This is a genomic window from Allokutzneria oryzae (assembly GCF_042429765.1).
Lineage (GTDB): Bacteria > Actinomycetota > Actinomycetes > Mycobacteriales > Pseudonocardiaceae > Allokutzneria > Allokutzneria oryzae.
In genome coordinates this window covers 22,549-35,513 of record NZ_JBHLZU010000024.1, presented here as the reverse complement: position 1 = coordinate 35,513, position 12,965 = coordinate 22,549, and the positions used below count along the sequence as shown (strand labels likewise).

General features: G+C 71.6%; 11 protein-coding genes. All 11 read left to right on the top strand.

Features of this window, described 5'->3' with window-relative positions; all coding sequences use genetic code 11:
- Position 1 precedes the first annotated feature (1 nt).
- Positions 2-223 (top strand): hypothetical protein, encoded by a 222-nt coding sequence (locus tag ACFFQA_RS27975; RefSeq protein ID WP_377858599.1) that lies wholly within the window; start codon positions 2-4, stop codon positions 221-223.
- Entirely contained in the window at positions 220-735 is a 516-nt protein-coding gene (locus tag ACFFQA_RS27970; RefSeq protein ID WP_377858596.1) for a hypothetical protein, read from the top strand. The genes ACFFQA_RS27975 and ACFFQA_RS27970 overlap by 4 nt, the downstream gene beginning before the upstream one ends.
- Positions 732-2,438 carry a V-type ATP synthase subunit A gene (locus ACFFQA_RS27965; RefSeq protein ID WP_377858780.1) on the top strand — a complete coding sequence of 569 codons (1,707 nt, stop codon included), beginning with the start codon at positions 732-734 and terminating at the stop codon, positions 2,436-2,438. Before ACFFQA_RS27970 ends, ACFFQA_RS27965 begins: the two co-directional genes overlap by 4 nt.
- Positions 2,435-3,796, top strand: coding sequence for a V-type ATP synthase subunit B (locus ACFFQA_RS27960; protein WP_377858593.1), 1,362 nt, complete (start codon positions 2,435-2,437; stop codon positions 3,794-3,796). Before ACFFQA_RS27965 ends, ACFFQA_RS27960 begins: the two co-directional genes overlap by 4 nt.
- Positions 3,793-4,485, top strand: a complete 693-nt coding sequence (locus ACFFQA_RS27955) for a V-type ATP synthase subunit D (RefSeq protein WP_377858590.1) — start codon at positions 3,793-3,795, stop codon at positions 4,483-4,485. Before ACFFQA_RS27960 ends, ACFFQA_RS27955 begins: the two co-directional genes overlap by 4 nt.
- A 51-nt stretch (positions 4,486-4,536) precedes the next feature.
- Positions 4,537-4,956 (top strand): hypothetical protein, encoded by a 420-nt coding sequence (locus ACFFQA_RS27950; RefSeq protein ID WP_377858587.1) that lies wholly within the window; start codon positions 4,537-4,539, stop codon positions 4,954-4,956.
- A 194-nt stretch (positions 4,957-5,150) separates the two neighbouring features.
- Positions 5,151-9,629, top strand: coding sequence for a cation-translocating P-type ATPase (locus tag ACFFQA_RS27945; RefSeq protein ID WP_377858585.1), 4,479 nt, complete (start codon positions 5,151-5,153; stop codon positions 9,627-9,629).
- A gap of 383 nt (positions 9,630-10,012) precedes the next feature.
- On the top strand, positions 10,013-10,357 hold the full coding sequence (locus tag ACFFQA_RS27940) for a DUF3147 family protein (RefSeq protein ID WP_377858582.1): 345 nt from the start codon (positions 10,013-10,015) through the stop codon (positions 10,355-10,357).
- Positions 10,358-10,532: 175 nt separating this feature from the next.
- A complete protein-coding gene (locus ACFFQA_RS27935; RefSeq protein ID WP_377858579.1) occupies positions 10,533-11,045 on the top strand; it encodes a DUF3147 family protein in 513 nt (170 codons plus the stop codon).
- Positions 11,045-11,404: a hypothetical protein gene (locus ACFFQA_RS27930; protein ID WP_377858576.1), complete on the top strand. Its 360-nt coding sequence runs from the start codon at positions 11,045-11,047 to the stop codon at positions 11,402-11,404. The genes ACFFQA_RS27935 and ACFFQA_RS27930 overlap by 1 nt, the downstream gene beginning before the upstream one ends.
- Before the next feature lie 703 nt (positions 11,405-12,107).
- A complete protein-coding gene (locus tag ACFFQA_RS27925; protein WP_377858573.1) occupies positions 12,108-12,851 on the top strand; it encodes an alpha/beta fold hydrolase in 744 nt (247 codons plus the stop codon).
- Positions 12,852-12,965 lie beyond the last annotated feature (114 nt).

Sequence of the window (12,965 nt, the reverse complement as noted above, 5' to 3'; positions counted from 1 at the left end):
CGTGGGGGTGGTCGTGGTCATCGGGGCACCGCCGGAGGCGCGAGGCTGGTCGCTGGCAGGCGCCGTGGTCCGTGAGGCGGCGGACGCCGCAGCCGTGCACGCGGCCTGGGCCGGGCTCGGCGACGACGTCTCGCTCGTCGTCCTCACCCCCGAAGCCGCCCGCGTGCTCCGTGCGGATCTCGCCGGGCGGACCGGGCCGCTCGCCGTGGTGCTGCCGGGATGAGCCGTCTGAACGTCGCCGAAGCCGTTGCGGAGTTGCGGACCGTCCGGTCGGCGTTGCTCGGCGAAGCAGAAGCCGATGCCGAGGCACGACTGGCCGAGGCACGCCACGACGTCGACGCGATGACCGCTCTGGCCCGGGCGCGGGCGAAGGAGCTCCGTGACGGAGCGGAGGCCACCGGCCGTGCGGACGCGCTTCGCCAGTTGCGCATGCGGCGTGGTCAAGCGCACCGCCACGTGCGCACGGCGGAACTGGCCGCACAGCGGGTGATCTACGACGAGCTGCGTGACCGGATCCGCGCCGAGCTGGGCCGGTTGCTCCGCGCGGGCGATCTTCAAGCTCGGCTCGTCGCGCACGTGCGCGGCCTGCTGGGCTCGGACGCCGCCGTGACGGACGGGCCCGACGGCGTCAGCGGCGTGCTCGGGAGCCGGCGCGTCGACCTCAGCCTCGACGCGCTGACCGACCGCGCCGTCGACGACCTCGGAGGGAGCGTGCAACAGCTGTGGACGGCATGAAGCCGGGACGGATCACCCGGGTGGCCGGCCCGCTGGTCGAGGCGGAGGACGTCGGCCCGGTCGCGATGAACGACCTGGTGGCGATCGGCGACGCGGGCATCCCCGCGGAAGTCATGGCGATCCGCGACAACCGCGTCAGCCTGCAGGCATACGAGTACACCGGTGGGCTCGCGCCGGGTGCGCCCGTGGTCGCGGCGGGCCGTCCGCTGTCGGTGCGGCTCGGGCCGGGCCTGCTCGGCCAGGTCCACGACGGGCTGATGCGCCCGCTGTCGAGCGCGCCGGCCTTCCTCGGTCCCGGCGTGACCGTCGAGCCGCCCGGTGGTTCCTGGCGGTTCGAGCCGCGGGTGGCGGCCGGAGCCGACGTCGAGGCCGGACAGCTCCTCGGTGTGGTGAGCGACGCGGGCCCGCTCGAACACCGCGTGCTGGTGCCGCCGGACCTCGGGGGCGCGGTGGACGCGGTGGCCGAGGGGCGGTGCGGCGCTCAGGACGTGGTCGCCACCGTCAGCGGCAGGCCGGTCGGGCTGTTCACCGACTGGCCGGTCCGCCGTCCTCGGCCACACCGGGCCCGCGTCGACGACGTCGAGCCGCTCCACACCGGCCAACGGGTGCTGGACCTGCTGTACCCCCTCGTGCGCGGTGGCACGGCAACGGTGCCCGGCGGGTTCGGCACCGGCAAGACGATGCTGCTGCAGCAGCTGGCCAAGTGGTGCGACGCCGATGTGATCGTCTACACCGGGTGCGGCGAGCGGGGCAACGAACTGGCGGAGATCGTCGCCGAGCTGTTGGAGCTGTCCGACCCCCGGACCGGCGGACGGCTCGCCGACCGAACCGTGGTCATCGCCAACACCTCGAACATGCCGATGATGGCCAGGGAAGCCAGCGTCTACACCGCCGTCGCCGTCGCCGAGTACTACCGCGACATGGGTTACCACGCCGTGGTCATCGCCGACTCCACCTCGCGCTGGGCCGAGGCGCTGCGCGAGTACGCGTCCCGGTCCGGCGCGCTGCCCGCCGAGGAGGGGTACCCCGCCGATCTCGCCTCCGCGATCGCCGCCTTCTACGAACGGGCCGGTGCGGTGGAGACGCTGGGCCGACGGGCCGGGTCGGTGACGATCGTCGGCGCGGTCTCCCCGCCCGGCGGGGACATGACCGAACCGGTCACCGCCTGCACCGAGCGGTTCGTGCGCTGCCGTTGGACGCTCGACCGCGACCTGGCCTACGCCCGGCACTACCCCGCGGTGTCGTGGTCGGGCTCGTTCTCCCGGGACACCGAAGCGCTCACGGCCCGGTCGCCGGACCCCGCCTGGGCGGCCCGCAGGGCCAGAGTGGCGACTCTGCTGGCCGACGCGGACCGGCTCTCGGCACTCGCGGACCTCCTCGGAGCGGCCGCTCTGTCCGATGCCGAACGAACGACCCTGCTCGCCGGCCGCCTGCTGCGGGACGCGGTGTTGCAGCAGAACGCGTTGTCCCCGGCGGACTCCTTGTCCCCGCCAGGAAAGACCGGCGCGCTGACCGACGCGGTGCTCGCGGTGGTCGATCGTTGCCGAGAGCGCGTCAGCGCGGGCACGCCGGTCGAGGCGCTCGAAGGGTTCGACTTCACCTCGCTCGTGCGGCTGCGCGAGGAAGCCGGACCGGACCAGGGCGACCTGATCGCGCGGTGCCGGGACACCGTCCTGGCCGGACTGGCGGACGTGGGGCCATGACCACCCGGGTCGAGTTCACCGGTGTCCGAGAGCTCCGCGGGCCGCTGGTCGTCGTCGAGGGGACCGACGGGGTCGGCTGGGACGAGTTCGCCGTGATCCGGTTGCACACCGGTGAGCGCAGGCACGGTGTGGTGCTGGAGGTCGATCGTGACCTCGCCGTCGTGGAGGTGCTGGAGGGCACGGCCGCGATGGACGCCACGGGCACACGACTGGAGTTCACCGGCGAGCCACTGAGCATCCCGGTCGGGCCGGGCTGGCTGGGCCGGGTGTGCAACGGCCGCGGCGCTCCGCTGGACGGGGGCCCGCCGGTCGCCGGGCCGATCCGCGCCCCGGTCGCCGGTGCCCCGCTGAACCCGGTGTGGCGACGGCCTCCCGCCGAGCCGGTGCTCACCGGGATCTCGGCGATCGACGCGCTCACCACCCTGGTACGCGGGCAGAAGCTCCCGGTGTTCTCGCTTCCTGGGCTGCCCCAGCTCGAACTGGCCGCGCAGGTCGCCGCCCAGGCCACCTCCGGGGGTGAGCCGTTCTCCGTGGTGTTCGGCGGGATCGGGCTCACCCACGCCGACGCCGCGTTCGTCACCCGCGCGCTGGACGAGCGCTCGGCGGCGGGAGAGCTGGTGCTGTTGCTCAACACCGCCGACGACCCGGTGATCGAGCGCGTTCTCACCCCGCGGCTCGCCTTGACCGTCGCTGAGGACCTGGCGTTCGCGCAGGGGAGGCACGTGCTGGTGGTCCTCACCGACATGACCAGCTACGCCGAGGCACTGCGCGAGATCTCCGCCGCCCGAGGGGAGGTCCCGGCCCGCCGCTCTTACCCCGGCTACCTCTACAGCGATCTCGCGACGCTGTACGAACGCTGCGGGCGGGTCAAGGACCGGGCGGGCTCGGTGACCGTGCTGCCGCTGCTGACCATGCCCGGCGGCGACATCACCCATCCCGTGCCCGACCTCACCGGCTACATCACCGAAGGACAGCTGGTGTTCTCCGCCGAACTGCACGCCCGCGGCGTGTACCCGCCCATCGACCCGTTGCAGTCGCTGTCACGACTCATGCGCAAGGGCGCCGGACCGGGTCGCACCCGCGCCGACCACCTGGACGTGGCCGCCCAGCTGCTGGCGGCGCTCGCCCGCGCCCGCCAGGTCCGTGACCTGTCCGACCTGATCGGCGTAGCCGCGCTCACCGAAACAGACCGCGGCTACCTCGACTTCGAGACCGCTGTCCGGGAGGACCTGCTCGACCAGCGGACCGACGAGAGCCGGGAGTTGGACGACACCCTGGAACGAGCCTGGCGCGCACTGCTTCGGCTGCCACGCCGCGAGCTCGTCATGTTGCCCGCCGATCTCCTGGATGCGCGATGAAGGGTCTACGCGTCCCTCCAGGACGCAGCGGCAGGCAATGGCTCCGTGACCGCCTGGACGCGGCGCAGCGCGGGGCCGACGTCCTGGAACGGAAACTGCGGGCCCTCACCGCGAGGCAGGCGGACCTGGCCGAGCGAGCCGGGGTGACGGGTGCGGCCTGGGAAGCACGGGCGCGGGAAGCACGGACCTGGCTGCTGCGCGAAGCGCTGGCCGGCGGGCAGCGCGAGATGCGGCTCGCCGAACCCGCTGCCACGGCCCGGGTCGACGTCACCTGGACGACGGTGATCGGCGTACGCCTGCCGGAGGATGCCGCTGTGACCACACCGTCCGACCTCGACCCCATCAGCTTGCCCGGCAGTGTGGCCGTGGTCCGAACCGCGCAAGCGTTCCGCCGTGCCCTGGACGCAGGTGCCCGGCACGCTGCCGCGGCGGCGGCAGAGCGCATCCTCGACCACGAGATCATGGTTACCCGGCAACGCATCCGATCCCTGCGACACCGTTGGATCCCACGCCTGCTCGCGGCGCAGGCGCTCGTGGAGTTCGAACTGGAGGAACGAGAGCGGGACGAAGGCATCCGGCACCGCTGGGCCGCCCGCGACGAGACGTCGCCGCCATCGGTGGCTTGGCGGCACCACACGGGAAAAGCCAGCACGGAGAATATGCGCGGCGGCGGGGGGTATCACGAGTGACGTTCTCGCGAGTCAGACGAGTTCGCAGCCTGTGAACAACGGGAGGGCGCCGTGAGCCAGGATGCCAAGTTGTCCCCGACGAAGCAGCCCGATCGCACCGACACCACGTCGACGACGATCCCCACATTGCCGATAGCGGGGGTCGTCAGGACGGTCACCGACGGAGTGCTGGGCGTGGTCGGGGTCGTCGCACCGCAAACGAGACGGCTGGCGGTGTACGCAGGGGCCGCGCTGCTGGGGGCGGTCGGTGTGGTCGAGTGGCCGGTCGCGGCCACTGTCGCCGCTGCCGTGTGGCTGACCCAGGCACGACCCGACAAGCCCGCGGCCGTGGACGAGCAGTCGGCCACGCGCACGGGCGGCCAGCGCCGGAGGGACACGGCCAAGGTCACCGAAGCAGCAACGACCCCAAAGCCGTCAGAGGGCAGGTCCACCGCCAAGGTGAGGCCGACCAAAGCCAATCCCACCGAATAAGAGCGATCGTCGCGCGGTCCGGCGTCGCGCGTGCCGTGTGCATGCGTCGCCGGATCGCGGGCAACTAACCCAGGTCCGTCCCGATCGAGGTCGCGGCAGGTACCCAGCCGCGTCTCGCCCCGCCTCCGACTTGGAAGCCGACCATGGTCCTGCGATCGTTGACCCGCCTTCCCGCAATGGCACTGGGACTCGCCGTGGCTGTGCCCAGCCGAGTTGTCCGCGAAGTCGGCTCGCTGGCCGAGCGCGCGGTCAGCGAGGTGACCGGCGAACGTGCGCGGCGTGCGGCGCCAGGTTCCACGACCCCGAGGGATGCCGCCGCCCGTGTGGGGCGCATCAGCCGCGCCGCCGCGAAAGCGGGCAGCCCCCACCTGCGGGCGGGCAGCCGTTTGTACCTGCGCCTGTCGGCCACTCCGACGCCCCGCGAGACAGACGCGAGCCGAATCGCCGTCGCCGCAAGGAAAGCGGCCCTCGCCTTGCTGGAACACCCCGATGTGCTGCTCGCCTACTGGGACGGCGGACTGGCACGGCTCGTGGTGCAGATGACCGAGGACGCGGTCACCGACGAGATCCTGGACAAGGTCGGCGCACTGACCGCCGAGCACGGCCTCGTCGCTGCCGATGACGACGTGGACGAGGTCACCCGACCGACCGCGATCGCGGATGTGCGCACCGCTGCGGTGGCGCTCGGCGCCGATGCGGTCGGCATCGCCGTCGCGGTCGGCGGTCGTGCTCTGGGCCTGAAGCGATCGCCCAAGATCGTCGCGTCGACGGTCTCCCTGCTGCGGGAGGATCCCAGGGCGCACCGTGTCCTGCATCGGTCGCTGGGTCGGACCGGCACCGAGTTCGTGATGGCCGCCGCGCACGCCGCGGCGCACGGAGCGGGCCAGTCACCGGTCTCCCTCGTGCTCGATGCCGCACTGCGCACCAGTCATCTCGTGGAAGCGGTGGCACGCGCGGCGATGGAGGACTCCGCCCAGGACGCCCTGTGGTCACCGGACAGGGTGAGCCCAGCCGGTGACCGCCCTGTTGATCGACCCGCACGGGTCACTCCCGCGGACCGCTACGTCACCTCGGCGGTGACAGGCAGCGCGTTCGGCGCGGCGGTGACCATGCTGCTCAGGCGCAACGCGGACGAGACCGCGAGCGTCATGCAGGCTGGTACACCCAAGCCCGCCAGGTACGGGCCCGCCGCGTACCGAGCGGGTCTCGGCAGCGCCTTGGCCCGCGAAGGAGTTCTGACACGTGACCCGGAACGGTTGCGGCTGCTGGAACTCGTGGACACCGTGGTGCTGCATCCCAGTGCTCTGCGGGGTACCGAGCGGGTGGTGCGCGAGGTCCATCCCAGCGCGCCGGGCTGGGACGACGACCGGCTCTGGCAGGTCGCCACAGCAGCGTTGGAGAAGGCCGAGCGCGCACACGTGGAGCTGCGCCCGGTGCCCGGTCACCAGTCACAGCACACCGGGCTGATGACCGTGTCGGATCAGGGCACCGACGTCGGCACGGTCATCGTGGATCGGGAACTGGACCCGTTGGCCGAGAGCGTCCTGGACGCGGCCCGCCGAGGCGGCCTGCACGTGGTCCTGGTGGATGACCCCACGCTCGGGGACTTCGCGACGATGGCCGACGAAGTCGCCGATCGGGAAGAGCCGCTGAGCGGGATCGTCCACCGGCTGCGGAAGGACGAACGCGTCGTACTCACCGTGGCGCGGCTCCGGGCCGAGGACGACGCGGCCGGTGACGACAGCGACATCCTGGCCGGACTGCTCCGCAGCGACCTGGCCGTCGCGGTCGCCGACCGGCGCAGCGCCATGGTGTGGAGCGCTGACGTGCTCGTACTGCACGGGCTGGCGGGCGTGTGGCGGCTGCTCACCGCAGTGCCCGCCGCCCAAGCCGTCTCCCGCAGGTCCACGACCCTGGCCCAGGCGGGCGCGGCCCTGGCGGGCCTGCTGCTGGTGGACCGCGGTTCGGCGAGGCGCGGCACCCGGTGGTGGGAGACCCGGCTGCGACTCAGTCCGGTCGACATCGCGACGGCGGGTGCGCTGCTCGTGGGGTGGCGGGCTGCCTGGGAGGTCGCCACCACTGCCTCACCGGTCCCCAGCCACCGCGTGCGATGGCACGCCTTGAGCCCTGAGGACGCGCTGTCCCGGCTGTCCCGGCAGGCGCGCCACGCGCCCACCGCACAGGTGGGGTCCGTCCATGCCGTCCGCGCGGCCGTGAGAACCCTGCCCGCCTTGGCCCCCCTGCGGCTGACTGTCCAGTACACCCGCGCGGTTCTCGCCGAGCTCAATGACCCCCTCACCCCGATCCTCGCCATCGGCGCAGCTGCCTCCGCCATTCTCGGGTCCACTGTGGACGCTGCACTGGTTGCGGGTGCCATCGGCATGAACGCGGCTGTCGGCGGGATCCAGAGAGCGCGCGGCGAACGCGCCTTGACGGCACTGTCGGCAGGCCAGAACCAGAAGGCGCGCTTGATCACCGATCCGGCCACCGGAGCGACAGACATCGTTGACGCCACTGGGCTGGTGCCAGGGGACGTGATCGAGCTGGAGGTCGGCGACGTCGTGCCCGCCGACGCACGACTACTGGACCTCAACGACCTTGAGGTCGACGAGTCGCCGTTGACCGGGGAGTCGCTGCCGGTCATCAAGCAGCTGGCCGCGACACCGAACGCGAGCATCAGCAACCGCCGGTGCATGGTGTTCGAGGGCACGACCGTGGTGGCGGGCCAGGGCAGAGCCGTGGTGGTCGCCACCGGTGAGCAGACCGAGACCGGCAGGGCGAGCGCGCTGGCATCGCGTACCCCGGCAGCCGGGGGAGCCCAGGCCCGGCTGAAGGAGCTGACCGCGAAGGCACTGCCACTCACCCTCGTGGGCGGGGTCGCTGTCGCGGGGCTGTCCCTGCTCCGCGGTCGCCCGCTGCGCGAGGCCCTTCGTGGCGGGGTGGCGGTCGCGGTGGCAGCGGTTCCCGAAGGACTACCGCTGGTGGCCACGGCGGCGCAGACGGCAGGCGCACGACGGCTGACCCGTCGTGGCGTCCTGGTGCGCACCCCGCGAGCGCTGGAGGCGTTGGGGCGGGCGAACACGGTCTGCTTCGACAAGACCGGGACGCTGACGCAGAACCGACTGCACGTGGTCCGGCTCACCACCCCTGACGGTGTCTCCCACACACCAGGAGACGGCGAAGCCGAGGCGGTCCTGCGCGCCGCGGCCAGGGCCTGCCCGCACGAGGGGGACGACACGGCGAACCACGCGCACGCCACCGACGAAGCCGTGCTCGCCGCAGCCCCGCCGGACGCGGACTGGTCGCACGTCGCCGGGCAGCCCTTCGAGGCCAGCCGTGGTTACGCCGCGGCCGTCGGCACCAACGGGGCCGGAGCGAGGCTGCTGGTGGTCAAGGGCGCACCCGAGGTCGTGCTGGCGTCGTGCCGCAACACAGGCGAACAGGACGCCGCCACCGCGGACGCCCTCGCCGGTGAGGGGCTGCGGGTACTCGCCATCGCCCAGCGCGAGGTCGACACCGCCGACGTCGTCGACGCACCCCTGATGGACTTGGAGTTCCTCGGCTTTCTCGCACTCGCCGACGTGCCACGGACCCGCTCCGAAGCTTTGGTCACCAGGCTGCGCGCGGCCGGGGTGAGCCCGGTGATGCTCACCGGCGACCACCCGCTGACCGCGCACGCGATCGCTGTCGACCTCGGCTGGCCCACGGACACGGTGGTGATCACCGGTGACCAGCTCGCCACGCTGGACCGCGCAGGACGCGCGCGGGCCGTGCGGGACGTCGGGGTGATCGCCCGCGTCGCGCCCGAGCAGAAGGTCCAAGTGGTCGAGGCGCTGCGGGACTCGGGGCGGGTGGTCGCGATGGTCGGCGACGGCGCGAACGACGCGGCGGCCATCCGGGCGGCCGACGTCGGTGTCGGCCTCGCCACACGCGGCTCGGCCGCGGCGCGCGGCGCGGCCGATCTCGTGCTCACCACCGGCGACCTGACTGTGCTCGTCGATGCCGTTGCCGAGGGCCGCGCACTGTGGCGCAGCGTCGCCGACGCCGTCAGCATCCTGATCGGCGGCAACGCGGGCGAGGTCGGCTTCTCCATACTGGGCACGCTGGTTGGAGGGACGGCACCGCTGTCACCCCGCCAGGTGTTGCTGGTCAACCTGCTGACGGACATGTTCCCCGCCATGGCGGTGGCCGTGACGCCGAGCGGGGGCGAACCGGCAGCGGATCATGCGGCGGCCCTCGGGGCACCCGTGGGCGCCGCCGTGCTCGGCGAGTCCCTCGACCGGCAGATCCAGCGGCGCGGCATCATCACCGGAATCGGTGCCAGCACCGCGTGGACGATCGGCAAGCTCACCCCTGGCAGCGCGCGGCGCACGAGCACCATGGCGCTGTGCGGGGTCGTCGGTGCGCAGCTCACGCAAACCCTCATCGGCCGGCATCGCAGCCCGCTCGTGCTCGCCACCACCCTGGGGTCGGCCGCTGTGCTCGCGGCCATCATCCAGACCCCGGTGCTCAGCCAGTTCTTCGGCTGCACCCCACTGGGCCCGGTGGCCTGGGCGGGTGTGGGGGCCGCTGTCGGGGTGGCCGTGCTCGGCCCCTGGCTCCTGCCCCGTGCCGAAGGGCTCGTGGGCGCCGCGGCGGCCCGGCTACGGCCGGCCGTCGATGCCCTGCGCTGACCTCGGTTCCGGCGTGCGACCGGGGCGGGTCACCTGGCGGGCGCGAACAACGCGCGGGCGGTTCTCTCGATGAGCTTCTCGATGAGCAGGACGGCGACTGTGGCCACCACGGTCGCGAAGAACTCGGTCATCCGGACCACCTCGGGTAGCGGGGAGCGGTTGGCTGGGACCTGAGGCCCTTCGCAGAGGGTGCCACCGGTACGAAACCGTCCGGTGGCCGTGAGGTGACGCCGTGATGTCCAAGCGGCATCGCCCAGGAACGGCGAGCGGTCCTCCCGGCTCGGCTCCTGGACCGCCTCGTTCGCGGGTCGCGGACCGGTTTACGCAGTTCAGCCCAGGGTAGTCACCGGCATGCGGCGGGACGGGGCGGGAGGAGGACGGACATGACCGACACGGTCATCAAGGTGCTCATCAAGGCCCTGGCGGGCGGGTTCCTCGTGCTCGCGTTCACCGCGGTCGCCGAGGTCCTCACCCCGAAGCGGTTGGCCGGGGTGTTCTCCGCGGCCCCGTCCGTGGCGCTGGCCAGCCTCGTGGTCACAACGGTGTTCGACGGGCCCGCGGACGTCACGGCCGCCGCGCACGGCATGGTGGTCGGTGCGGCCGCGTTCACCGTGTACTGCCTCGTGGCCGTGCCGCTGGTCAAACGGTGGGGTGCGCTGCGCGGGTCCGGCGTCGCGGTGGTCGCCTGGCTGGCCGCGGCGACACTCGGCTACCTGGTGGCTTCCTGATGTTGTTGCCGAGCGGCGGCGGTGGCCCGTGGCGCGGGCTGGTAGCGGTGTCCGTCGGGCAGGAGTCCCCACAAGACGTTGGCGCGGATCCGTCGCCGGCCGCGGTGGTGGCGCTGACCCGGGCAGACCGCCCCTACGAGCGGCTGACCCCACCCACCGCAAGAGGGAGGGCGTCATGACTGGTCGCCACGCCGCCCGCCCCGCCGGTGACGACCGGATACGGTTCCGGCCGAAAGCTCTGTGCGAGACCCGGCCTCGGGACTGGGTGATCCGGTTCGGCTTCGGAGCGGGAGTATCGGTGCTCGCCGGGGTGGTGACCGCCCTCTGGGGCCCGCGGCTGGGTGGCGTCTTCCTCGCGTTCCCGGCGATCCTGCTGGCCTCGCTCACCCTGGTGGCGAAGGAGGCCGGGATCCGGCAGGCCCGCAACGATGCCCGGGGTGCCACCTACGGCACCCTCGGGCTGATCGTGTTCGCGCTCGTTCTCGTTGTCACGGCCGGTCTCTGGCCGTTGTGGCTGACGTTCGTCGCGGCGACGACCGCCTGGGCGGTCGTCGCACTCGGCACCTATCTGTTGGCCCGGTTGGCGGGTGCGGGCGGCGACGAGCCTGCGGCCGACCGCGCACGGGCACGCGGGGTGGACGTGGGCTCCACGGGTACACCAGATCGTGGACAGCACAGGAGGGCGTGATGGTTTCCGACAGTGTGGTGGAGGTTCGGATCGGTGCCCCGGACAACGTCCTGGAGCTCAAGGTGGGCACGGTGCTGGTGGACGTGCCGAGGTCGGTGGGGTACTTCGGCGGTATCGCGGTCGCTTGGGGGATCGGGCTGATCGACCCACCGCTGGCGTTGTTCATCGCCGCGGTGCCGGTGTTCAAGGTGTTGACCACCACCGCGCTGCCCCGAGCGGTGCGCGCCGTGGGCGAAGTGCTCGAAGGCGCGGCCAAGCCCGTCGGGAGCGACGCCGAGGGCGTCATCCAGCTCGAGGGCCAGCGGCGGGCTCGTACGGAGACCGTCCCTGTCGGGCCGCGAGCTGGCGGCACGCGGTGAGCGGCGGTCAAGACCTCGGCTTGCTCAGCGAGTGTCCTCAAAGGACAGTCGTGGTCGTCGCGGACGGGCCGGCGCACCCGTGACCGCAGCACCGCTGAGGATCGGATGTTCGACACTTCTGTGACGGCGAAGGTGAACACGGTGGTGTTCACGCGGACCGGGTTTGGCCCTGGCTCGGCATGACGCGATCTTGGACCCCGATAGACGCGCTCTGGCTTTCGCGTGTCGCTCAACGCATCGTGCCCCGAAGCGGCACGATGCGTTGCTCTTGGGTAGTGCTTCACCGATGCTCGTCGTCTCGATCCACTGTGGACAGTGTGGTTTCCTCTGCTGGAGCGTGGGTGACGAGGATGACGACGTGGCGGGTTGGCTGTCAGGAGACCTTCGAGGCCTGTCGTGAGCCTTTCAGGATCGAGCCGCCGGGGGCGCATCGATAGAACTCCTGCCGAAACGCCGACGGCTCCCCGGGCACACCGGCATCCCCGGCGTGGTGCACACTCATTGCCGCAGCCCTTGTGTTGATCTACCTTCTGTCGCAAGAGGAATGATCGCTCAAGGGCCGCGCCCATGATCAACAGGTGCGGGCGGACACCGCTCGAAGGTCAAAGCTCAAGCCGGGTGGATCAGCCCGTCCCGAACCGCACGGCCTCGGACTCCGAACAGTAGCGCCAGAACCGGATCGACAAGAAGCAGAGGCAAGAGCATGTACGTGAGATCGTCGGGCGAAAGAGGTGAACGCCCCGTTCTGCTCCTGCACGGCGGCGGCGTGGCCGGCTGGATGTGGGAGCCAACGACAGAGCATCTGCCCGCTGGGCTCCGGTTGATCGTCCCCGACCTTCCCGGACATGACCGAAGCTCCGAGGAAAGGTACGTGTCGCACGACCACGTGGCGACCGAGCTGGCAGCCGTTATCGAGAGGGAAGCTGAGCGGCCCGTGGCCGTCGTCGGGTTCTCCCTCGGCGCTCAGCTCGCGGTTCTCCTTGCTGCGAATCGACCCGACCTCGTGGATCGAGTCGCGGTTGTCAGCGCACAAGCCACACCGACAAAGGCGCCAGGGTTGACTCTCGGCCTTCTCGGCGCCACGGCACCGCTCGCGAAGCTCCAGTGGTTCGCGAAACTGCAGGCGAAGGCGCTGTTCATACCGGCGCCGCTGATGGACGACTACCTCCGCACCTCTGCTCGTATCTCCAGGGAGACGCTCGTCACGACCGTCGGCGAGAACATCCGGTTCACCGAACCGCCGGCATGGGCGAGTTTTCCCGGCTCGGCGCTCATCCTCGCCGGAGAAGGAGAGCGCGGTTTTATGAAGAAGTCAGCGCGTTTGCTCAACGAATCTCTTCCTGGGAGCGAACTGGAGATCGTCGGTGGTTGTGGGCACGGCATTCCATTGCAACGACCAGACTGGTTCGCTCAGCGCCTGTGGAACTGGCTCGCGTCGGAAAGCTAAGAGGATCTGTCGTTCGGGGCGTTTCTTGTAGCAGGGCGGATTCGCCGGTCAGGATGCGGCTCATCACGGTGGTCACAGCCCAGGGGATCATCGCCCTGGAGCGCTGGGGCGGGG

What these genes read in the sequence shown, in the direction of transcription:
- ACFFQA_RS27970 (WP_377858596.1), top strand. Translation starts at nt 220, where the DNA reads ATGAGCCGTCTGAACGTCGCCGAAGCCGTTGCGGAGTTGCGGACCGTC.
- ACFFQA_RS27925 (WP_377858573.1), top strand. Translation starts at nt 12,108, where the DNA reads ATGTACGTGAGATCGTCGGGCGAAAGAGGTGAACGCCCCGTTCTGCTC.
- ACFFQA_RS27960 (WP_377858593.1), top strand. Translation starts at nt 2,435, where the DNA reads ATGACCACCCGGGTCGAGTTCACCGGTGTCCGAGAGCTCCGCGGGCCG.
- ACFFQA_RS27955 (WP_377858590.1), top strand. Translation starts at nt 3,793, where the DNA reads ATGAAGGGTCTACGCGTCCCTCCAGGACGCAGCGGCAGGCAATGGCTC.
- ACFFQA_RS27940 (WP_377858582.1), top strand. Translation starts at nt 10,013, where the DNA reads ATGACCGACACGGTCATCAAGGTGCTCATCAAGGCCCTGGCGGGCGGG.
- ACFFQA_RS27930 (WP_377858576.1), top strand. Translation starts at nt 11,045, where the DNA reads ATGGTTTCCGACAGTGTGGTGGAGGTTCGGATCGGTGCCCCGGACAAC.
- ACFFQA_RS27965 (WP_377858780.1), top strand. Translation starts at nt 732, where the DNA reads ATGAAGCCGGGACGGATCACCCGGGTGGCCGGCCCGCTGGTCGAGGCG.
- ACFFQA_RS27935 (WP_377858579.1), top strand. Translation starts at nt 10,533, where the DNA reads ATGACTGGTCGCCACGCCGCCCGCCCCGCCGGTGACGACCGGATACGG.